Genomic DNA, 21,233 nt, shown 5'->3' on the forward strand with positions numbered 1-21,233 from the left:
GCCTCTCCGGCTTAGCGCTCCGAGACGATCATCGCGCTGATCTTCGACGCCAGCGCGTCGAGCGTGAAAGGCTTTGAGACCATCTCCATTCCCGGCCCCAGAAACTTCGCCTGCTCGACGGCGCGCTCGGCATATCCCGTTGCGAACAGGATCTTGAGCCTCGGCCTTTGCTCGCGCGCGAGCGCGGCCAGCTGGCGGCCATTGATTCCCGGCAAGCCCACGTCCGTGATCATCAGGTCGAGGCGAATATCGGACGACAGGATCGGCATCGCCGCCTGACCGTCGCTCGCCTCGATGCAGGTATATCCAAGGTCGCGCAGCACCTCGCCAATGAGCAGGCGGACGCCGGGATCGTCTTCGACCAGGAGAACGGTTTCGCCCGCGCCCTTCGGCGTGTTGGTGAGGGGGCTGCCTTCCTCGATGGCAAAGCCGCCTTCGTGCCTTGGAAGATAGAGGCTCACCGTGGTGCCCGCGCAGGGTGTGCTTTCGATGCGCACGTGACCGCGCGATTGCTTGGCGAAGCCGTAGATCATCGACAGCCCGAGGCCCGTGCCTTGGCCGATCGGCTTGGTGGTGAAGAAGGGCTCGAAAACCTTGGCGAGCACGTCCGGCTCCATGCCGATGCCCGTATCCCGCACGCGGATCAGCGTATAATCGCCGGGTTCCAGCACGTCCTGCCGGTGCTGCTCGGGCTCGGCAACGACCAGATTCGTGGTGGAAATAATCAGCTTTCCCCCTTCCGGCATGGCGTCGCGCGCATTGATCGCCAGGTTGAGAATCGCATTCTCCAGCTGGTTCGCATCCGAAAGCGTGGGCCACAGATCGGAGGCGAGTTCGACCTGAAGCCGGGTCTGCTCGCCCAGCGAGCGATTGAGCAGTTCTTCCATTCCGAGGATGAGATCGTTCGCGTTCACCGCCTTCGGATCGAGCGGCTGGCGGCGCGCGAATGCGAGCAGGCGGTGTGTGAGGGCGGCGGCGCGGCTCGCCGAGGTGGAAGCGGCGTCCATGAAGCGCTCCACATCGCTATATTGCCCGGCCTTGATCCGCCGCTTGACCAGGTCCATCGCGCCGATGATGCCCGTCAGCAGATTATTGAAATCGTGGGCGATGCCGCCGGTGAGCTGGCCGATGGCCTCCATTTTCTGGGATTGTCGCAGGCCTTCCTCGGCCTCCTTCAACGCCTGCTCGGCCTCGCGCTCCGCCGTCACGTCGCGCCCGACCGCCTGCAAAAGACCGTCGGCCGCCACGGCGCTCCAGGCCACCCGGCGGACGCCATGGTCGCGGGTCCGGATCCGCAGCTCGAACAGGCGGGGCGCGTGAAACCGGGAGAAGGAGTGAAGAATGGCCTGGAACTCGGCCCGATCCTCATCGGCGACAAAGTCGGCGATGTTGGCGCCCACGAGAACCTCTTCGCTCCAGCCGAACAGCGGGCCCCAGGCGGGGTTAATCGCGTTGATGGTGCCGTCAAGCTGCGCGACCATCATCACGTCGGTGGACAGACGCCACATGCGATCGCGGTCTGCGGTGCGCTCCGCGACCCGCCGCTCCAGCGTCTGGTTAAGGTTCCGCAGGGCTTCTTCGGCGGCGCGGCGCTCGTTCACGTCGCGCAGGATCGCGGTGACGAACACGCGCGAGTCGCTGAGCCAGCGGGAGGCGGACGCCTCCATATAGCTGAGGGAGCCGTCCTTGCGCCGGACCACCACCTCCAGCGGGTGATGAAACGCGCCGTGGGCCAACACGGTGTTCCACGCCGCCGCCCATGCGTGCTCATCATGCAGAAGCGCGGCGATGGGGCGGTTCAGCAGGTCCTGAAGCGGGTATCCGAGCTTGCTGGCGGCAGCCGGATTGGCGAATTGGATGATCCCCTCGACATCCAGGGTGAGGATGGCATCGGACGCGCTGCTCATGACCGCGTCGTAACGCGCGTTCTGACGCTCGCGCAGCACACGCTCGCGATGCACCGCCGTGGTGATGTCGGCGATCTGGATCAGGCACCAGGCGTAGGGTTTCTCGCCCACCGGGCGCACGGTGACGTTATGAAACAGCTCCGCCCCGGTCCGCGTCTTGATCGGAAACAGCTGCGGATGGAGCGTGTGGGTCAGGAAGGCCGATGTGCCGGCTTCAAAGGCCTGGGAGATGGCGGAGGACAGCCCGCGCGTGTGCTGGCCGGGAAAAAGCTCGTCGAGCTTCCGGCCGGTGACTTGGGCCAAGGTCAGTCCGCTGGCGGTTGCGAGCCAATCATTCCATGCGATTACGCGTTGGGCCGGATCAACGACGATTAGGCCGGTGTCCTGGGCGTCCACAACATCTGCCCAGAACGTATTTTCAGGTCGTGGCATGGCTTCAGCCGGTTGTACCCACCGTGCGCTCGATAAATTCACCGAGCAGATCCTTCAGTGTCGCAAGCGACGGCATGTCCATTAGCATAGCAATATAACCGCGAATGTCCCGTTGTCGGACTGCAAAGTCGATATACAGGAACATAACGACGTCATCAGCCTCAGAAATCGGGCTCAGGGTGAAAAAATCCGTCCCCTCTCCACGCAGGATTTCCGGCAAGGACATCTTAAGGCTGCGCTGCAGCAGATTGGCGATGGTGGCGAGGCAACTGTTCAGGATGATGTTGCCGGTCTCGGCCAACGCCTCCTGCTCCAGTTCGATGATGTCCTCGAGCGGCAGTTCGCCGCCCGTGACGGCGCGCACCAGTTCGAGGCTCTTGGTCTCCGGAAAGATCAACATCGCCCGGCCGGCGATGTCGCCTTCGAACGCCTGATGGACCGCGACTAGGTTGCGATCCTCGCGCTCTTTGAGAATTTCCACCGCGCGCGCAGAACTCACGAGGGCCAGGTTGGGAACGGAGAGCAGCACCTGCTCCCCGACCATTTCGCGCAAGCTGACGGCGGCACGGCTCACGCCGAGATTTACCAGCTCGGTGAGGGCGTCCAGTTCCAGATCGGAGAGGACAGGTGCTGAGCTTTGCATTAGTGGGCCGCCGGCTTCGGGGTCTCCGCCACGCTGTTCAGGAAGCCAGCCAGCAACTTCTCGGTAAGCGGCTTCGCGAGGAAAACGGCACCGATATCGGTCGCTCGCCGCACGATCTCCTCCTGATGATTGGCCGACACCACCGCGAGCGGCAGGTTCGCGTCCATGGCCCTCAGCTCTGCGGCCAAGGCGAGACCGTCGCGACCGGGCATGTTGAAGTCCAGCAGGGCGAGGTCCACCTTGTTTTTCTGCATCTGCGCCAGGGCCTCATCTGCATTCGCGGCCTCCAGATGAGACCAGCTCGGGCAAAGCGACCGCAGCGCCTTGATGACGGACATGCGGGCCAATTTGCTGTCGTCGACAATGAGGACGGTCAAGCTCATGAACTCTCCGGCAAAAACAGATTAAACATCGAAATGCGGGCGTGCGCTATCTCAACGCGCGACAGGCCACAAAGATGCATCATCCAATACCTTTTTTGAGCGCGGGCGCGATCCAGGTCTGCAGGAAGCGTCCCAAGGGCGGCCCCTGCAGCGCCACGCGGGTGGCAAGGAGGATCTGAACAACCGCCGCGTGCGCCGTTTCACATCCGCGCCAATCCACCAGGGCGCCTGGATGGGCACAAAGGTGCCCCAGCAGCGCCTCGGCGTCCTCCGCCGGACACGCACCCTCCAGAACGATCAGGGTGGGATTGATGATCCTCACGCTCATCGCAGCATCTCCTGCACATCCAGCACGAGCAGGACGCGGCCATCGCCGAGCAAGGTGGTTCCGGCGATGCCTCGCATCCCGGTGAGGATGCCGTCCAGGGGCTGGAGGATGACGTCGATCCGTTCGCCGAGGCCGTCGACCTCAAGCCCGCCAAGCTGCGCCCCCATGCCGATCACCACGACATTCGCATCCGCCGTCGCCCGGCCGTTTTCGGTTTCGCCGAGCACCCCGGCCAACGGCACCAGCGGCACGGTGCGGTTGCGCAGGGCGAACGCCTCGGCCGCCCCGATGCGCACGATGCGCTCGCGGGGCACCCGCACGGTTTCCACCACCATGTCCATGGGAATGCCGAACGCCTGGCCGCCCGCATGCACGGTCATCACGCGCGTGACCATGATGGTGAAGGGCAGTGTGAAGCGCACCGTCGTGCCGCGATCGGGCGCGGTTTCCACCGCAACGCGCCCGCCGAGCCGGGCGATGGCGGCGCGTACCGCATCCATCCCCACACCCCGGCCGGATAGGTCCGTCACGGTCTCGGCCGTGGAAAAGCCGGGCTGGAAGATCAGGTCGAGGGCCTCGGCGTCGCCCATGGTGCCAACGGCTTCAGCCGTGGCGATGCCCCGCGCGACGGCCGTCTGGCGGACGCGCGCCACGTCGATGCCGCCGCCGTCGTCCTGCACCTCCACCACCACATGCTCACCCTGGCGCGCGGCACGCAGAAGCACCGTGGCCCGCTTCGGCTTCCCGGCCGCGATCCGGCGCACGTCCGGCTCGATGCCGTGATCGAGCGCGTTTCGGATGACATGGAGCAGCGGCTCGAACAGCGCTTCGACGATGGCCTTGTCGGCCTCGGTGGCCTCGCCCTCCGTGACCAGCTGGACCGATTTTCCAAGGCCGGCAGAAATCTCCCGCACCAGGCGGGGGAACCTCTGAAAGACTTGGCGCAGGGGGAGAACCCGCAGGCGCAGGACCGCGCCCTGGAGTTCGTCCATGAGCCGCTCCAGCAGCGCGTGCTGGTCCTTCAGCCCGGCCGCGACGGTGGGGAGGTCCGCGCCTTTCTGCGCCAGCCGGGAGAGGTGCCCGACCGCATTCTTCGCGATGGTCAGCTCCCCTGTGAGCTTCACCAGGGCATCGATCCGCTCCACATCGATCCGCAGGGTCCGCGCGGTGGTCTCTTGCGCGGCCGGCACGCCCGGGGCTTCGGCGTCCGCGGGAGCGGCAGGGGCGGCGAGCGCCAGGAGGATGGCGGAGGACAGGATGCCGGGATCATTGGCCTGTTCGCTCGCCTCCAGGGCGCGCGAGACGGTCTCGGCCTGGGCGGCTGCACCGATGCGGCGCAGCACGTTCACGGCAACCCGGCCGGCCGACGACAGCCGCCCGGAAGCGCCTTCCCCGCCAAGGCCCGCCAGCAACCTTATCTGCGCATCCAGCAACGCCCGCGCCGGGGGCGGCAGGGATGCATCGTCCGGCGGTTCTGCCTCCTGGCCGCCGAGAGGCACCAGGTCCACCTGGTCCCGCATGGCTTCAAACAGGCCGGCGAGCGCTTCGGGCGGCTGCGAGAACAGGGCCAGGAAGACCAGGCGGCACGCGAAGGGGTCCAGCTCCTCCGGGGCGGGCCAGGGGCCTGTGGATTCCAGGCGAAGGGCAAGCAGCCCCGGCAGAGCCTCTACGTGCTTTAGCGGGTCTTCGCCGCGGAAGAAGCAGTCCGCATCGGGCCGATAGCGCAAGGCGGTGCGCGCGCCTTCCCCATCGGTGCCCGCCGCCTCCAGCAAGGTCTGCACCCAGCGATCGGCGGAATCCGCCGCGGGAGGCACCGCGTCTGGGGTCCCGCGGAAGCGGCGCTCGATGGCGGCGGCGCCTGTCTCGGCGTCGGGCGGTAGGGCGCCGGTTGCTTCGATATGATCGAGCCACTGCACCACCTGATCGAGGCAGGCGAGATAGTCGCCGATCTGCGCCGAGGTCATCGGCAGCGCCCCGGCGCGGAACTGGGACAGAGCGTCTTCCGCCTTGTGCAGCGCCCGCGCCATGGCATCGAAATCGACGATGCCGGCCCCGCCCTTGAGCGTGTGGACCGCACGAAACGCGCTGTCGAGGCGGGCCGCGTCGCCGGGCGTGCGTTCGAGCGCGAGCAGATCCTCGGTGGCCTGCGCCACCAGTTCTCGCGCCTCGATCAGGAATTGCTGAAGCAGCTCATTCACGCGCCCGCTCCACACATCAGGGCGACATAGTCCGCAAGAACCGCCTGGCCCACCGGCTTCACCAGGTAGAAATTTGCCCCGGCCGCCTGCGCCGCCGCAAAATCCTGTGGCCCGGCCTCGGTGCTGATGACCAGAGCCGGTATGGCGCACAGCGGCTGGGCTTGCCGCCGCAGGGTTTTCAGGAAGGTGAAGCCGTCCATCTGCGGCATGTTCACATCGACCACCACGAGGTCGGCCGGGGTCAGCAGCAGCTTCTCCAGCGCCTCGAGCCCGTTCAGCGCCTCGTCCACCTCATAGCCGGCGCTTTCGAGGGCTTCGCGATAATAGAGCCGCACGAGGCCGGCATCGTCCACCACGAGCACCCGTTTCCTTGCATCCTCAGCCATCGGCACGTCCTCCGGGCTTCTGATAGACGATGGCATCGGCATATCGGCGCACCTCGAACAGGGGCGATATGCGGCTCATGGATTCCGTGTGCCCAAGGCAAAGATACCCGCCGGGCGCGAGGTTCTCGAACAGATTTTCCGCCGCCACGCGGCGCGAGGCGGGATCGAAATAGATCAGCACATTCCGGCAGAAGATCACGTCGAAGACGCCATGGCCCTTGGTCTCGCCCGGCACCGACAAATTGACGGGCGTGAAGCGCACGGACTCACGAAGCTCGTCGATGATGCGCCAGCTCTCCGGCCCAGTCTGGACGAAATATTTCTCCACCAGCTCGGCCGGCAGCCGCATCAGGGCGCGCCGGCCATATTGCCCTGCGCGCGCGGCCTCCAGGACGGCGGTGTCGATGTCGGAGCCGATGATCTCCACATCGTAGGCGTCCACCTGCGGCCAGTTCTCCAGCAGCCAGATGGCGATCGAATAGGGCTCCTCCCCGGTGGCGCAGGGCGCCGACCAGATGCGGATGGGCGCCCCGGGCAGCTTGCCTTTCAGCCGTCTGCCGAGCAGGTCGTTGGACAGGCAGCGGAACTGGTGATCCTCACGGTAGAAATAGGTCTCGTTCACCGTGAACGCGTTGATGAACTGCTCGATCTCGCCGTCCACGTCGCTGCGCAGGCGGGAGAAATAGCTCGCGAAAGAGGAGGATCCCGTCGCGGCCATGCGGTCGGCGATCCGCCGCTGCACGAAATAGCGCTTGCTGTCGGAGAAAAGCATTCCGGTTCGCCGGTAGAGGAAGTCGCAGAGCCTGCGGAATTCCTCGTCGGTTTCGCCTGCTTCATTCACGACGGTCGGGTCTTTGCGAGGCGATGCGCTGGCTGGCGATCTTGATCGAAAAGGTCAGGAAGGGGTCGCTGGCAAACCGGCGCGCGCATAGGGCCAGCGCCGGAAGAATCTCCTCTCCGCCACAGTCGGCGAGCACATCCACGGCCGCGGCGCAGACATTGGCCTCATGTTCGTTCGCCAGCAGCGCGCCGAGCATGCGGTGCATCTCGGCCAGGGGCAGAGTGCGGCAGAGTTCGCAAGCGAGCAGGCGCACGTCGCCATCGGTGTCCGCGAGCAGCGTCGGCAGATGGCCGGCGGTCCGCTCGGGCATGGCGCGCAGAGCATCGAGTGCTGCAGCCCGCACCTGGGCATCGTCGGATCGCAGGTGCGGGAGGACGGCTGCGACGCTTTCGTCCGTGTTGATGAGGGCGAGGCTCGTGAAGATTGCCTCGCGGACCCGCGGGTCCTGCTCCTGCGCAAGCGCGACTCCGAGGGCGGCCACGTTCTGGGCCGAGCCGCCGGCGGCGCGTGCGGCCGTCCAGCGTTCCTCGCTTGAGCCGCTCGCGAGGCCGGCCCGCGAAGGGGAGGGTGGCTCGGTGGGCTTGGATGAGGTGGTGCGGATCAGGGGCATGGGGGCGCCAATCCGAGAAGGCAGCCGGCAATGGCGGGGAGGGGCATGACGAAATCGGCGCCGTCCCTTCGGACCAGCTCGCCCGGCATGCCCCAGACGACGGCCGTCTCCTCCGCCTCGGCGATTGTGCGCCCGCCCTGGCCGTGCAGCAGCGCCATAGCCTCGGCGCCGTCGTTTCCCATTCCGGTCATGAGGATGCCTATCAGCTGACTCGCGAGCAGATGGTCCATCGCGCTGCGCACCAGGCGGTCGGCGCTGGGATGCCAAGGATATCCCGCCTGGGCCGGCGCGGCCATGGCCACCAGGCCCGCCGCCCGCCGCGCAACGATGAGATCGGCATCACCGCGCCCGATATAGACGTGGCCGGGGCGCAGGAGGGTCGGCTGGGCCACCTCCTGGACGGTCACGGCGCACAGGTTGTCGAGACGCCGCGCCAGCGGCCCGGTGAAGGTCGCGGGCATATGCTGCGCGACCAGGACCGGCCAGGGGAAGCCGGCGGGAAGCGCGGTCAGCAGGGTTTCAAGCGCCGGCGGCCCGCCGGTGGATGTGCCCACCAGCACGAGGCCATCGCCGGAGGCCTGCGGAACACGCGCCTGCCGAGGCGGCGCCTTCGGCTTCGCGCTGACGGTGGCGCGGGCGCCGATGCGATGACGCACGCGCTCCTTCAGTCGCAGGCTCGCCTTCAGCTTCGCCTGCGCCGCCCCGCGCACCTTTTCGACCAGCTCGGCGGCCATGGATTCGATATGGAGCGAGACGGCGCCTGCCGGCTTCGCGACGAAGTCCACGGCGCCCAGGCGAAGCGCCTCCAGCGTGGCGTCCGCGCCGGCCGCCGTCAGCGAGGACACCATCACCACCGGGCGCGGACGCTCCACCATGATGCGGTCGAGGCAGGCCAGCCCGTCCATCTGCGGCATGTGGACGTCGAGGGTGATGACATCAGGTTCGAAATTGGCCAGCTGATCGAGGGCCTCGACGCCGTTCCGCGCGAACTGCACCTCGAAGTCGGGCTCGGCGGCCAGCACCTGGCCGAGCAGCTTCCGCATCAAGGCTGAATCGTCGACCACCAGGATCTTGATCACAAATCAACGGGCCCCTTGCCGGCGGGCGAATGCATCCAACAGGCCCTGTTCGGCGCGCGTCAGAAGCTCCTGCGGATCAAGCAGCAGCACCATGCGCCCTTCTTCCGGCAGGTTGACGACGCCGTGGACCAGCCGGGTGTCCTCCCCCGCGAGGTCCGGTGCCGGTTCGATCAGGTCGTGCGAGGTGCGCAGCACGTGAGAAACCGCATCGACGATGATGCCGGCGCGGTGGCGCGCGGTGCGGGTGACCACGAGCCGGCGCGGCGCGTCGCTCTCCAGCGGCGGCATGCCGAAGCGGCGGCGCTGATCCACCACCGGCAGAACCTCGCCGCGCAGGTTCACCACCCCCTCCAGGAAGGCCGGCGTCTTGGGCACGCGCGTCAGGCGCGCCGGCACCGCCGCCACCTCGTCGACGGCCTCGACGGGCAGGCCGAATTCATTCTCCCCCAGCCGGAAGACCAGATAATGCAGCGCCTTTTCCTCCTCGGCCCCGGCCTCGGCGCCAGCCGCTGACGCGGCATATCCCGCCGCCAGACGCTGCATGATGTCCTCCTTGAACAACTGCTCGGGCGCAAGCACCGAGATCAACCTGCGCCCCTTTTCCGCGCGGTAGATGGACCTGATCCGCGCCTCGCCTCCAGTGCGGGCCGCGAGCACGGAGGGGACGTCTTCCATCAGCTCCGGATCGACCGACAGGACGGATCGCATATGGTCCACCATCAGCCCGACCAGCGCGCCATGGACGGTGGTCACGACAACTTTCTCGCGGCCGTCCGGTGCGCCATCCGGCAGGCCAAGCAGGCCGCGGAGCGAGAACAGGGGCAGCAGGGTGTCGCGATAGGACATCATGCCGAGCACCAGGGCTTCGGCTCTGGGCACGAGGGCGAAGCGCTTCGGCACGGGCACGATCTCGCGCGCATCCTCCAGCGCCAGGGCATATTCCTGCCCCGCCACCTCGAACGTCACCATCCGCCCGCGATGGGCCGTGCCTTCCCCGCCGTCCCAGGCACGCTGGAGGTCGGGCTCGGCCCGCGATCCCGCACGGGCCGGACCGCGATGGGAAGCCCTTTGCACGAAGCTGCTGCCGATCAATCCGGCGATGTCGAGGATCTTGGCAACGGCCCCCGCGCCGCCCGGGGCATAGGCAAAGGTGCCGTGCAGACGCTCTCCCGGACCGGCGGCGAGTTCCGCCTGCCAGGTTTCGATGCCCGCCGCCTCCACCGAGACGAGGGCCTCGACCTTGTCCACCGTGAGGGCGACGGGGGCCGCCCCTTGCAGCACGATCGCGACGCTGGAGGGCGGGGCATTGCCCACCTCGCGCTCCAGCAGCCCGCGCAGGCTTGCGACCGGCAATGCGGCGCCGCGCAGGTTGCCGATGCCGAGCAGGCTCTTCGGCGCCATCGGCACGCGGGCCAGGTGCGGGACGGAGATGATCTCGCTGACCATCTCCACAGGCAAAGCATAGAGGTCCGCATCCGACCGGAACGTCAGGAAGCGGCGCCGGTCGCCCACCGGCGCGGAGGCGTGCGGGCTGGGATCAGCCATTCTGCGTCTTCAGCTCATCGGCGAGCGAGGCGATTTCCTCAATCGCTGCCGCGAGATCTTCTGCGCCCTTGGCCTGTTCGGTTGCGGCGATGGCCGCCTGGCGGGACGCGGAGCCCGCCTCTTCGGCGGCGGCGGAGATTTCCCGCGCGCCCGCCGCAGTCTGCTCCACGGCGGAAAGAATATCGCCGGCGCCCTGCTGGATCTGCAGGCCGGCGGCGCGGAGAGCGGCGATATCCCCGTCCAGCTTCTGCAGGACGGCGAAGATCGCGGTGTTGTTCTGCAACTGCGCCTCGGCGGATGTGAGGAACCGCTCAAGGTCGCGCTTCAGCGCATTCACCTGATCGAGAATGTCCCGGACCGTGTCCTTGACGTTCCCCATGCTCTCCGAGGCTTCCTGCGCCAGGGCGCGGATGTCCTTGGAAACCACCGCGAAGCCCCGCCCGAATTCCCCGGCGCGTGCCGCTTCCACGGCGCCGCTTACGGCCAGCATCGTGGTTTGGACGGCGATCAGCGTGATGGCATCGACGGTCTTTTCGATCGTGCGGCCCAAAGCCTCGATGCGCAGGATGGCGGCCAGATTATCGCGCGCGGTTTCCAGCGCGGTGGTCATTCCGTGCGAAAGGCTTTCGATGGAGGTGCGGCTGTCCTGCAAGGCCGCCGTCATGAGCTGCATGCGGTCGCCGGCGATGATGGCGTTCTGTTGGGCGAGCCTCGCGCTGTTGACGATCTGCTCCAGCGCGGCGGAGGTCTGCTGCGTGGCGGCGGCCTGCTGCTGCGAGCCGCGGCTGATCTGCTCCACCGCGACCATGATCTGGCTGGCTGCGCTGGAGAGCTCCTGGATCGTGGCCGAAAGCTCTTCCGCCGTCGCGCCGATCTGCTCGGCCGCCGCATCGTCCGCGCGTCCCGAGCGCACAGCGTCGGTCAAGGTGGCGAGCATTTGCGCGGCGGCCTGCCCCTGGTCGAGCGCTTGCGCCTGCTGGAGGACCGCTTGCTGGGCCTCTGCGGCGGCGGCGGACTGCTGCTCGGCCGCCGATGCGACCTGTTCGGCCCCCCGCTGCGCCTCGATCGCGGACCGCTCGGCCTCCATGGCCGCGGTCAGCGTCTCTTCGCTGCCCTGGGCCAGCCGGTTCATGTCCTGGCGGACGGCGTCGAGGGTCTCGACGACCAAAAGGCCCGCTTTGGCTTCCTCAGCCGCCGTCTGCGCCGACGCCTGGACGGAGGCGGCGACGCTCCGCACGTCAATGCTGATCTGCCCGGCCAGCTTTCGCACCTCTTGCGCGCTCAGATCCGACTGCTCCGCCAGCGCGCGGACCTCCTCGGCGACGACGGCGAAGCCGCGTCCATGGTCGCCCGCGCGCGCCGCCTCGATGGCGGCGTTCAAGGCCAGCATGTTGGTCTGGTCGGAAAGACCGCTGACGGTTTGGCTGATCACGCCCATGGCCTGCGCGCGCTGCTCCAGCGCCGAGATCACGGCGACCGAGGCACCTTGGCGTTCGGCGTTGCGGTCGATGGCCTGTGCGACGGTCGTGATCTGGACCGTGGCCTCGGACAGCGCCTCCTGCACGGTCTCCGTCTTGCGCCGGGACGATTCCGCATGGGCGCGCGCCATGCCGAAGCTGCGCGACATCTGAAGAATGGCCGCGAGCTGTTCCTGCGATGCGCCGGCTGCCTCTTCGGCGCCGCTCGCGGTCTGCTCCATGGCTCTGCGCAGCTCTTCCGCCGCCGCGGATGCTTCTCCAAGCCCGCTGGCGAGTTCTTCCGTTGCCGCCGCGAGACGCTCGGAAAGCTTGTCGTGGGTGGATTGCGCGGGACTTTTGCGCCGTTGCGCGGCAGCGGAAGAGGGAGGTGTCGTTGTTTCCGGTTGAACGTTTCGCGCCCGCGTGGCGATTTTTGAGCTTTTCACCAGGGCCATGCTGCGCTCGCTCTAGAAAAGAACCTTGAAGCTAAGTGCCTTGTTTAGCACGGGAAGATCATTGCGCACAAAGGTCACGGCCGTTTGGGCGAAAGGCATCGCGCGTTCTCCCGCGCCACGCTGGCGCCTCGAACCCGGAAGCACGGCCGCCTCTCGCAGGCGGTGCCTTGGATAATTATACAGCTTAACTGTACAGCTAAACTTTACAGATGACCTGTACATATGGCATGCTCGAACGCATGGAAGCTCCACACGATCAAGGCCCCGTCCGCGCCGCCGCGCTTGCGACCGAACTGCGGGCCACCTTCGGCAAGCTGAAGCGGCGCCTGCGGGCGCAGGCGGATATGGGAGATCTGACGCCCTCGCAGGTGTCGGTGATTCTGCGCCTCGAAGCGGACGGCGCCGCCACGACATCGAGCCTGGCGCGGTCGGAAGGCATGCGTCCGCAGTCCATGGCGGCGGTGGTCGCGGCGCTGGAGACCGCAGGGCTGGTGTGCGGCGCACGGGACCCGAATGACGGGCGCCAGACTCTCCTGTCGCTGACCGACGAGTGCCGCACGCGGATCCGCGACGGGCGCGCGGCGCGCCAGGATTGGCTGTCGCGCACCATCGCGGCGCGCCTGACGCCGCAGGAGCAGGACGACCTCGCCGCCGCCATCACGCTGGTCAAGCGGCTCATCGACGACTGACGGTGTTCGCGCCGGCCCACCCGAAAGGCATGATCCATGGCACTGACTACGCTCGACCCGAACACCGCCGTGCTCGTGGTCGATCTTCAAAAAGGCCTCCTCGGCAACGCCTTCCTTCCCCCCATGCACGACGTGGCGGAGCGGGCAGGGGCGCTGATCGACGTGTTCCGGCATCACCGGCTGCCCGTCGTTCTCATCAATGTGTCGGGCGTCGCGCCGGGCCGCACGGAACAGGCGCGACGCCTGCCGGAGGTGCTGCCGCCGGGCTTCACCGAATTCCTGCCCGAGCTCGGCCAGCAGCCGGACGACATCGTCGTCACCAAGCAGACCTGGGGCGCCTTCGCCCGTACCGACCTCGAAGCGCGGCTGCGGGCGCTCGGCGTCACGCAGGTTGTGATCGCGGGCGTTGCCACGGGTACTGGCGTGGAATCAACCGCACGCCAAGCCTATGAGGCCGGCTTCAACGTCACCCTCGCCGTCGACGCCATGACCGACGCGCGCCCCGAGGCCCACGACTTCAGCCTGCGGCACGTCTTCCCGCGGCTGGGCGAGACCGGGACCAGCCAGGACATCATCGACCTGCTCGCCAAACGGAGCGCCTGAATGGCCTGGCCCCATTTCCTCTCCCTCTTTTTCGGCGGTGTATTCCTGGCGAATGCGGTTCCCCATCTCGTCGCCGGCATGATGGGCCGCCCGTTCCAGACGCCCTTTGCCAAGCCGCCGGGACAGGGATTGTCATCCTCGACCGTCAATGTCCTGTGGGGCTTCTTCAATCTCGCTCTGGCCTACGCGCTTCTCTGCCATGTGGGGGCATTCGAACCCAGCGACATTGCCGACATCATCACATCTGCCGCCGGGGCCTTCTTGATCTCCGTGTTTGCCGCGCGGCACTTCGGCCGCTTCCACGGCGGCAATGTGCAGGAGCGGCCTTGAGGATACCGGGCAGCGGCCCATTCCGGTCGCTCCGGAACCATAACTACCGGCTCTGGGCCGCGGGCGCGCTGCTGTCCAACATCGGCACAGCGATGCAGCGCACGGCGCAGGACTGGCTCGTGCTGACCTATCTCACGGCGCATAGCGCTGCGGCGGTCGGCCTCGTCATGGCGCTCCAGTTCGGTCCGCAACTTCTGCTTCTGCCTTGGACGGGCTCCGCTGCCGACCATTTCAACCAGCGCCGGCTGCTGATGGCGACCCAGGCGAGCATGGGCGTGCTGGGCCTCGGGCTTGGAATGCTGACCCTCTCGGGCGCCGTCGCGCTCTGGCATGTCTATGTCTTCGCTTTCCTCTCCGGCTGCGCGGCGGCGTTCGATGCGCCGGTGCGCCAGACATTCGTGGCGGAACTGGTCGGCGATGCGGATCTTCCGAACGCGGTCGCGCTCAATTCGACCTTGTTCACCAGCGCGCAGATGTTCGGCCCTGCGATCGCCGGCCTGACGATCGCGGGGATCGGCACCGGCTGGGCGTTCGTGATCGACGGGGTCTCGTTCGGGGCGGTGCTGGCCTCGCTGCTCCTGCTGCGCGTGCACGAGTTGCGGCCCAACGCCAGGGCCCGGCGCGCCAAGGGCAGCTTCGTGGAAGGAATCCGCTATGTGCGCGGCCGGCCGGATCTGCGGATGATCCTGCTGATGCTGTTCCTGATCGGAACCTTCGGCATGAACTTCCCGATCTTCACCTCGACCATGGCGGTGATGGTCTTCCACGTGGACGCGCGCGGCTTCGGGCTCCTGTCCTCGATCATGGCCGTGGGCGCGTTGACAGGCGCGCTCGTGGCGGCGGCGCGCCGCGAGATCGGGTTCCGCACGCTGCTCGGCGGGGCCGCCGTGTTCGGCCTCGGCTGCGCGCTCGCGGCCATGGCGCCGGGCTATTGGCTGTTTGCCGCCGCTTTGCCGCTGGCCGGCGCGGCGCTCCTGACTTTCGCCAACGCGACCAACGGCCTGATGCAGCTGACGACAGAGCCTTCCATGCGCGGGCGGGTCATGGCCCTGCGCATCGCCATCGCCTTGGGCTGTACGCCGCTCGGCGCGCCCTTGGTCGGCTGGGTGGCGGACACCTTCGGCCCGCGCTGGTCCATGGGCATGGGCGCGGCCTCCGGCTTCGCAGCGGCTGCGGTGGCCGCTGTCTTCCTGATCCGATCCTCCCGCCGGACTGCCGAAAGCAATCCCGCACTTTGAAGGCGACAAACGGGTCGTCTACGGGACCGAACCGGCCCATTGCGGCGCGTGAAGGGGTCCGCTCTTCCTTTCGCTTCCGCCGGGCTGCCGCTCGTCGAGCGCCGCAGCGCCCGCCGGGCGGTGTTTCTCACGAATTTTTGATCTGGATCAAATTGAGATGCTGAGCCGGGCTCTCGCTGCGGCTGAGCAGGGCATCGAGCCGTCGGCCCTGTTCCGTGAGGCTGTATTCGACGTGCAGGGGCAGCGCGCCGATGTCCCTGCGAACGACGAATCCGTTCGCTTCCAGATCCTTGAGCCGGCCTGAGAGGACGCGGGCGGAGATGGGACCCGGCAAGGCGCGGCGCAGCGCGCCGAAGCGGATGGTTGTATTGCGGCCGAGCGCCCAAACAATATGGCTCATCCACTCCTGCGCCAGGAATTTTAACAGATGATCGAGCTGGCATCCCGCCGGATCGTCAAGTGTTTCGCCCTTGCCAGGGACCTTTGCATCCATAGTATCTTCCCGGTTACTACTTTTTTTCCAAACCGATTTGTGGCGCATAGGGTGCGGAATTTGGATCGCCAAGTTCCGGTGTAACCAAAAGGTGGCCGCATGCTTCAAGCATCCCCCATTCCGGGCAAGGGACTGCTTTCGCCCGATGACCACACCTTGATTCTCATCGACCATCAATCCCAGATGGCGTTCGCCACCAAGTCCATCGATGCGGTCCTGCTGCGCAACAATGCCGCCATGGTGGCAGCGGCGGCCGCAGGATTCAACGTCTCCACCATCCTGACCACGGTCGCGGAGAAAACCTTCTCCGGGCCGATGTTCGACGAGATCAAGGCGGCCTTTCCCAACGCCGTGCCGATCGACCGCACCAGCATGAACAGCTGGGAAGACAAGAACATCACCGCCGCCGTGAATGCCGCTGGCAAGGGGCGGATCGTGCTCGGCGGGCTGTGGACCTCGGTGTGCATCGTCGGGCCGGCCTTGTCGGCCATCGACCAGGGGTTCGAGGTCTATGTGATCGCGGACGCCTGCGGCGACGTTTCGGACGAGGCGCACGAGCGCGCCCTGCAGCGCATGATCCAGGCCGGCGCCCGGCCCATGACGTCATTGCAATATCTGCTGGAACTCCAGCGCGATTGGGCGCGCGGCGAAACCTATGAGCTGACCACCGGCATCGCGAAAGTGCATGGCGGCAGCTATGGTCTCGGCATCATCTACGCCAAGAGCATGTTCGGCGCCTCCGAGGCGCACTGACGCCTCCGAAGACCCGTTGAGCGGACATCACGACATGGGGGCGTCACAGGATGATCACACACTCACAGTGCCAACCCGATAATCCGGGCCGTCGGGATCACTTAACGTTCGGTGCCGGCGCTGCCGCCTTCGCGGTGCTGTCGGCTCCGTTCGCCGCCGCGCCATCGCCGGGGGCACTCCCGTTTCCAGTCCAAAGCTGAAAGGACCGATACCATGGGCTTCGTCACCACCAAGGACGGCGTTGATATCTTCTTCAAGGATTGGGGTCCCAAGAGCGCCCAGCCGATCATGTTCCACCACGGCTGGCCCCTTTCGTCCGACGATTGGGACGCGCAGATGCTGTTCTTCGTGAACCAGGGCTTCCGCGTGATCGCCCACGACCGGCGCGGCCACGGCCGCTCGGCCCAGGTGAGCGAAGGCCACGACATGGATCATTATGCCGCCGACGCCTTCGCCGTCGCCGAGCATCTCGACCTGAAGAACGCGGTCCATATCGGCCATTCCACCGGCGGCGGCGAAGTTGCCCGCTATGTCGCCAAGCACGGTGAGCCGGCCGGCCGCGTCGCCAAGGCGGTGCTGGTCAGCGCGGTGCCGCCGCTCATGCTGAAGACGGAGGCCAATCCCGGCGGCCTGCCGATCGAGGTGTTCGACGGCCTGCGCGCCGCGCTCGCCGCCAACCGGGCACAGTTCTTCCTGGATCTGCCCACCGGTCCCTTCTATGGCTTCAACCGGCCTGGCGCGACCGTCTCCCAGGGGGTCATCACCAATTGGTGGCGCCAGGGCATGATCGGCTCCGCCAAGGCCCATTACGAGGGCATCAAAGCGTTCTCCGAAACCGACCAGACCGAGGACCTGAAGGCCATCAGCGTCCCGACTCTGGTGCTGCACGGCACCGACGACCAGATCGTGCCCATTGCCGATTCCGCGCTCCTGTCCAGCAAGCTGCTGAAGAACGGCACGCTCAAGACCTATGAGGGCTATCCCCACGGCATGCTCACCACCCATGCCGAGGTGATCAATCCGGATCTGCTCGCCTTCATCAAGGCATGATCCTCGGGGCACTTGCTCCTGGCGGCCGGCGGCGTTCCCGCCGGCCGCACGCCGGCTGAAACCCACCGGAGGGTTCGATGAAGCTCTATGTGACCTCGCTGGCCGTCGGAATTCTCGTCGGCATCATCTACGCGCTGCTGGATGTGAAATCCCCAGCGCCGCCGGTCGTGGCCCTGATGGGGCTGCTCGGCATATTGATCGGCGAGCAGGCGGTGCCGGTGGCGAAGCGGGCGCTCAGTGGCCAGCCGGTGACGCTGTCCTGGTTCATGAGCGAATGCGCCCCGCCGATCCTCGGGGCGCCCCGCAAATCTTCCACATCCGTTCCGCCCTCCGAAACGAGGAACCCGTCATGAGCCTGTCCCGCCGTACCCTCACCACCGGCGCCGCAGCCATGGGCGCTGCCTCCCTCCTCGGCGGCCCCGCCAACGCCCAGAATTCAGATCAGCCGAAGGCTTCCCCCATGACCGCCGGACCGACGCCCGCCGAAAAGACCCATGCCGAGCTGATCCTCGTCAACGGCCGCTTCACCACGCTGGACCGCTCCAATCCCGCGCCCGAGGCGGTGGCCATCGCAGGCGGGGTGTTCATCGGCGCCGGAACCGAGGCGGAGATGCGCGCGCTGGCCGGCCCGCAGACGCAGGTGATCGACCTTGGCGGACGGCGCGCCGTGCCCGGCCTCATCGACAGCCACATGCACATCATCCGCGGCGGGTTGAACTACAATCTGGAACTGCGCTGGGATGGTGTGCGCTCGCTCGCGCAGGCGATGGAAATGCTGATGCAGCAGGTGGCGAAAACGCCCGCGCCTCAATGGGTCCGGGTGGTCGGCGGCTTCACCGCGCACCAGTTCGCGGAAAAGCGCCTGCCGACGCTGGAGGAGATCAATCTCGCCGCGCCCGACACTCCCGTGTTCATCCTCCATCTGTACGACCGGGCGCTGCTGAACGGAGCGGCCCTGCGCGCGGCAGGCTATACCAAGGACACGCCGAACCCGCCCGGCGGCGAGATCCAGCGCGATCCGAACGGCAATCCCACCGGCCTGCTGCTGGCGCGGCCCAATGCGACGATCCTCTATGCGACCCTCGCCAAGGGACCGAAGCTGCCGCCGGAATACCAGATCAATTCCACCCGTCATTTCATGCGCGAAATGAACCGGCTGGGCGTCACCACGATCATCGACGCCGGCGGCGGGTTCCAGAACTATCCCGAAGATTATTCGATCATCGAGAAGCTGCACACGGACGGCGAGCTGACGGTGCGCATCGCCTACAACCTCTTCACCCAGAAGCCGAAGCAGGAATTGGCGGATTTCGAGAGCTGGTCGAAGCAGGTGAAGCCGGGGCAGGGCGACGACCTCTATCGCCACAACGGCGCCGGCGAGATGCTGGTTTATTCGGCGGCGGATTTCGAGGATTTCAGCTTCGAGCGGCCGGACATGCCGCCCTCCATGGAAGGCGATCTCGAACCCGTGGTGCGCCTGCTGGCGCAGAACCGCTGGCCCTGGCGCCTGCACGCCACCTATAACGAAACCATCACCCGCGCCCTCGACGTGTTCGAGAAGGTAAACCGCGACGTGCCGCTTAAGGGCCTCAACTGGTTCTTCGACCATTGCGAGACCATTTCCGACCGCAACATCGACCGCATCGCCGCGCTCGGCGGGGGCATCGCGGTTCAGCACCGTATGATGTTCCAGGGCGAGGATTTCGTGGAGCGCTACGGTGCCAAGGCGGCCGAGCGGACCCCGCCCATCAAGCGCATGCTGGAGGCCGGCGTTCCGGTCGGCGCCGGGACGGATGCGACCCGCGTCGCGAGCTATAATCCCTGGGTCTCGCTGTCCTGGCTGGTGACCGGACAGACGCTCGGCGGCCTGAAGCTCTATCCCCAGCAGAACCTGCTGAACCGGGAAGACGCGCTGCGTCTGTGGACCGAGGCCAACACCTGGTTCTCCACCGAAGTCGGCAAGAAGGGGCAGATCAAGGCCGGGCAATTGGCTGATCTGATCGTGCTGGACCGCGATTATTTCTCCGTGCCCGAGGACCAGATCCAGGACATCGAGAGCGTGCTCACCTTGCTGGGAGGCAAGCCGGTGCATGGCGTGGGCGATTACGCCGGGCTTGCCCCGCCGTTGCCGCCTGCCATGCCGGACTGGTCGCCGGTGCGCACCTTCGGCGGCTATCAGAAGCGGGCGCAGGCGGAAGACCGCCGCTATGCCTTCACCGGCTGCGGCTGCGCCAGCGCCTGCGGCGTGCATGGGCACGCCCATGCCAAGGCACTCTCCTCAGCCGCGCCGGCACGCGACGAAGGGGCCTTCTGGGGTGCGCTCGGCTGTTCCTGCTGGGCGTTCTGAAACCGGGCGCCGCGCGGTTCGCGAACCGGCGGCAAAATGAGGCGAAGGCCATGGCGACAAGCATCCTCGGCGGCGTTCAGGCGTGCGCCGACGCCATCCTGCGATCCCCCGCGATGGCGCTTCTGGCGCGCATCGCGGTGGCGGCGCCGTTCCTTTTCAGCGGCTTTGCCAAGCTCGCCGATTTTAACGGGGCGATCGGCGAGGTGCGCGGGCTCACGGGGCTGGAGCCGGCGGCGCTTTTCGCGGCGCTGGTGATCGCGACCCAGCTCGGCGGCTCGGCATTGCTCATCGCGGGTGCGCGGCTCACCTGGATCGGCGCCGCGCTGCTCGCTGCCTTCACGGCCGTCGCGACCCTGAGCGCCCACGCCTTCTGGCTCAAGCCGGTGGCGGAGCAGGTGCTTAACCGCAACATCTTCATTGAGCATATTTCGATCATCGGCGGGCTCGCGGCGGTGGCGATCCTCGCCGCACGGCCTCCGGCCGACGGGCGCGAGGCGGGCGGACGATAGGCGCGCCGAATTGGTCGCGCGGGAGAGCGCGGGATCAGCGGTCGCCCTTGAAGGCGAAGCTCGGCAGGCGCAGCACCCATTCGCCGGAGCGCTTGAGGTGCAGGCGCATCTCGTGCTCCGCGCTGGCGGGGTCCGCATCGAGGATCGCCTGCGCGACCCGCACGTGGTCCTGGTGCGAGCTTTCCATATTCTCCGGCTGCATCACCTGTCCCACCTGGAACATCACCACCGGCAGGTGCAAGGTTTCGATGAGATCGGACAGCATGGTGTTGCCGCTGATCTTGACGATGCTGCGGTGGAACAGCCGGTTGTGCTCCATGAAGAGGTGCGTCTTCAGCATCTCGCCAGACGGGCGCACCGTATTCCAGACATTGATGAAATAATCACGGTTCGCGTCGATGCCGATATGCTCGGCGGCAAGGCGGGCGGCGAGGCTTTCGAGATTTTCGCGGATCTGGAACAACTCGCGCACTTGCTCGCGTGAGAGCCGGCGCACCACAGCGCCGCGATTGGGGATGATTTCCAGCAGGCCGTCAGCCTCCAGGCGGCGAAACGCTTCGCGCACCGTTCCGCGGCTGATGCCGATTTCCGCCGTCAGATCGCCGGCAATCAGCCGCTGGCCGGGAACGAGCCGGCCCGCGAAGATCGCATCGCGCAGCCGCTGGACCGTGTGTTCCACGGTCTGTCCGTGCCGGGCATCGAGGCCCTCTCCATTCAGCTCCATCGCCACCCTCTCACCGCTTCGACCGGATTAGCACAAGAGGCCTTGACAGGATATCTATCCAACAAGATTATCCTACAATCCTGGCTGAAACGAAATCAAACATAAAGCCGGGTGGGGTCAGCAGCCCCGGAGAGAAACGCCGCCCGCAAGGGCCAGTCCTGACAGGTCTCGCCGCGACACGTCGCGCGGGCCCATCCAGCGGACAAGCGAGGTGTCCCATGGTTCCACACCCA

At 66.8% G+C, this 21,233-nt stretch carries 22 protein-coding genes; 9 read left to right on the forward strand and 13 right to left on the reverse strand.

The window, feature by feature from the left end; translation table 11 throughout:
* Window positions 1–11: 11 nt before the first annotated feature.
* The 11 genes from V5F68_RS07075 to V5F68_RS07125 all read right to left on the reverse strand — a co-directional run bounded on the left by V5F68_RS07075 (window position 12) and on the right by V5F68_RS07125 (window position 12,264).
* Window positions 12–2,339, reverse strand: coding sequence for a PAS domain-containing hybrid sensor histidine kinase/response regulator (locus V5F68_RS07075; protein WP_394013938.1), 2,328 nt, complete (start codon window positions 2,337–2,339; stop codon window positions 12–14).
* A 4-nt stretch (window positions 2,340–2,343) separates the two neighbouring features.
* The gene (locus V5F68_RS07080) at window positions 2,344–2,982 is read right to left on the reverse strand and encodes a chemotaxis protein CheX (protein ID WP_394013939.1); all 639 of its coding nucleotides are present in this window, start codon (window positions 2,980–2,982) and stop codon (window positions 2,344–2,346) included.
* Entirely contained in the window at window positions 2,982–3,365 is a 384-nt protein-coding gene (locus tag V5F68_RS07085; RefSeq protein WP_394013941.1) for a response regulator transcription factor, read from the reverse strand. The genes V5F68_RS07080 and V5F68_RS07085 overlap by 1 nt, the downstream gene beginning before the upstream one ends.
* 79 nt (window positions 3,366–3,444) lie before the next feature.
* A complete protein-coding gene (locus V5F68_RS07090) occupies window positions 3,445–3,693 on the reverse strand; it encodes a hypothetical protein (protein WP_394013942.1) in 249 nt (82 codons plus the stop codon).
* Complete coding sequence (locus tag V5F68_RS07095) at window positions 3,690–5,891, reverse strand: chemotaxis protein CheA (RefSeq protein ID WP_394013943.1); 2,202 nt, start codon at window positions 5,889–5,891, stop codon at window positions 3,690–3,692. The genes V5F68_RS07090 and V5F68_RS07095 overlap by 4 nt, the downstream gene beginning before the upstream one ends.
* Window positions 5,888–6,277, reverse strand: coding sequence for a response regulator (locus tag V5F68_RS07100; RefSeq protein WP_394013944.1), 390 nt, complete (start codon window positions 6,275–6,277; stop codon window positions 5,888–5,890). Before V5F68_RS07100 ends, V5F68_RS07095 begins: the two co-directional genes overlap by 4 nt.
* Window positions 6,270–7,049, reverse strand: coding sequence for a CheR family methyltransferase (locus tag V5F68_RS07105; RefSeq protein WP_509274705.1), 780 nt, complete (start codon window positions 7,047–7,049; stop codon window positions 6,270–6,272). The genes V5F68_RS07100 and V5F68_RS07105 overlap by 8 nt, the downstream gene beginning before the upstream one ends.
* 61 nt (window positions 7,050–7,110) lie before the next feature.
* Complete coding sequence (locus V5F68_RS07110) at window positions 7,111–7,728, reverse strand: HEAT repeat domain-containing protein (RefSeq protein WP_394013946.1); 618 nt, start codon at window positions 7,726–7,728, stop codon at window positions 7,111–7,113.
* Window positions 7,719–8,807: a chemotaxis-specific protein-glutamate methyltransferase CheB gene (gene cheB / locus V5F68_RS07115; protein WP_394013947.1), complete on the reverse strand. Its 1,089-nt coding sequence runs from the start codon at window positions 8,805–8,807 to the stop codon at window positions 7,719–7,721. Before cheB ends, V5F68_RS07110 begins: the two co-directional genes overlap by 10 nt.
* Window positions 8,808–8,810: 3 nt before the next feature.
* Entirely contained in the window at window positions 8,811–10,352 is a 1,542-nt protein-coding gene (locus V5F68_RS07120; protein ID WP_394013948.1) for a chemotaxis protein CheW, read from the reverse strand.
* Complete coding sequence (locus V5F68_RS07125; protein WP_394013949.1) at window positions 10,345–12,264, reverse strand: methyl-accepting chemotaxis protein; 1,920 nt, start codon at window positions 12,262–12,264, stop codon at window positions 10,345–10,347. Before V5F68_RS07125 ends, V5F68_RS07120 begins: the two co-directional genes overlap by 8 nt.
* A 209-nt stretch (window positions 12,265–12,473) precedes the next feature.
* Between V5F68_RS07125 and V5F68_RS07130 the strand changes: the two genes are divergently transcribed.
* From V5F68_RS07130 to V5F68_RS07145, 4 genes are read left to right on the forward strand one after another with little or no spacing between them, the layout of a single operon-like run.
* Window positions 12,474–12,953, forward strand: coding sequence for a MarR family winged helix-turn-helix transcriptional regulator (locus V5F68_RS07130; RefSeq protein ID WP_394013950.1), 480 nt, complete (start codon window positions 12,474–12,476; stop codon window positions 12,951–12,953).
* 36 nt (window positions 12,954–12,989) lie between these two features.
* Window positions 12,990–13,556: a cysteine hydrolase family protein gene (locus V5F68_RS07135; protein ID WP_394013951.1), complete on the forward strand. Its 567-nt coding sequence runs from the start codon at window positions 12,990–12,992 to the stop codon at window positions 13,554–13,556.
* Window positions 13,557–13,886: a hypothetical protein gene (locus V5F68_RS07140; RefSeq protein ID WP_394013952.1), complete on the forward strand. Its 330-nt coding sequence runs from the start codon at window positions 13,557–13,559 to the stop codon at window positions 13,884–13,886.
* Window positions 13,883–15,124, forward strand: a complete 1,242-nt coding sequence (locus tag V5F68_RS07145; RefSeq protein WP_394013953.1) for an MFS transporter — start codon at window positions 13,883–13,885, stop codon at window positions 15,122–15,124. The genes V5F68_RS07140 and V5F68_RS07145 overlap by 4 nt, the downstream gene beginning before the upstream one ends.
* 127 nt (window positions 15,125–15,251) lie before the next feature.
* On the opposite strand, the gene V5F68_RS07150 is transcribed toward V5F68_RS07145, so the two are convergent.
* Window positions 15,252–15,617, reverse strand: coding sequence for a winged helix-turn-helix transcriptional regulator (locus V5F68_RS07150; protein WP_394013954.1), 366 nt, complete (start codon window positions 15,615–15,617; stop codon window positions 15,252–15,254).
* A 99-nt stretch (window positions 15,618–15,716) separates the two neighbouring features.
* On the opposite strand from V5F68_RS07150, the gene V5F68_RS07155 reads away from it, so the two are divergent.
* The 5 genes from V5F68_RS07155 to V5F68_RS07175 all read left to right on the forward strand — a co-directional run bounded on the left by V5F68_RS07155 (window position 15,717) and on the right by V5F68_RS07175 (window position 20,276).
* Window positions 15,717–16,370 carry a hydrolase gene (locus tag V5F68_RS07155; RefSeq protein ID WP_394013955.1) on the forward strand — a complete coding sequence of 218 codons (654 nt, stop codon included), beginning with the start codon at window positions 15,717–15,719 and terminating at the stop codon, window positions 16,368–16,370.
* A gap of 213 nt (window positions 16,371–16,583) precedes the next feature.
* Window positions 16,584–17,420 (forward strand): alpha/beta fold hydrolase, encoded by an 837-nt coding sequence (locus V5F68_RS07160; protein WP_394013956.1) that lies wholly within the window; start codon window positions 16,584–16,586, stop codon window positions 17,418–17,420.
* Window positions 17,421–17,497: 77 nt separating this feature from the next.
* Window positions 17,498–17,773 carry a XapX domain-containing protein gene (locus tag V5F68_RS07165; protein ID WP_394013957.1) on the forward strand — a complete coding sequence of 92 codons (276 nt, stop codon included), beginning with the start codon at window positions 17,498–17,500 and terminating at the stop codon, window positions 17,771–17,773.
* Window positions 17,770–19,767, forward strand: coding sequence for an amidohydrolase (locus tag V5F68_RS07170; protein ID WP_394013958.1), 1,998 nt, complete (start codon window positions 17,770–17,772; stop codon window positions 19,765–19,767). The genes V5F68_RS07165 and V5F68_RS07170 overlap by 4 nt, the downstream gene beginning before the upstream one ends.
* Before the next feature lie 50 nt (window positions 19,768–19,817).
* Window positions 19,818–20,276 carry a DoxX family protein gene (locus tag V5F68_RS07175; RefSeq protein ID WP_394013959.1) on the forward strand — a complete coding sequence of 153 codons (459 nt, stop codon included), beginning with the start codon at window positions 19,818–19,820 and terminating at the stop codon, window positions 20,274–20,276.
* A 34-nt stretch (window positions 20,277–20,310) separates the two neighbouring features.
* Here the strand turns inward: V5F68_RS07175 and V5F68_RS07180 are convergent, their stop codons facing one another.
* Entirely contained in the window at window positions 20,311–21,000 is a 690-nt protein-coding gene (locus V5F68_RS07180) for a GntR family transcriptional regulator (protein WP_394013960.1), read from the reverse strand.
* Window positions 21,001–21,233 lie beyond the last annotated feature (233 nt).

The sequence above is a fragment of the Roseixanthobacter pseudopolyaromaticivorans genome, assembly GCF_043195145.2.
In the GTDB taxonomy this organism is placed as follows: domain Bacteria; phylum Pseudomonadota; class Alphaproteobacteria; order Rhizobiales; family Xanthobacteraceae; genus NCEH01.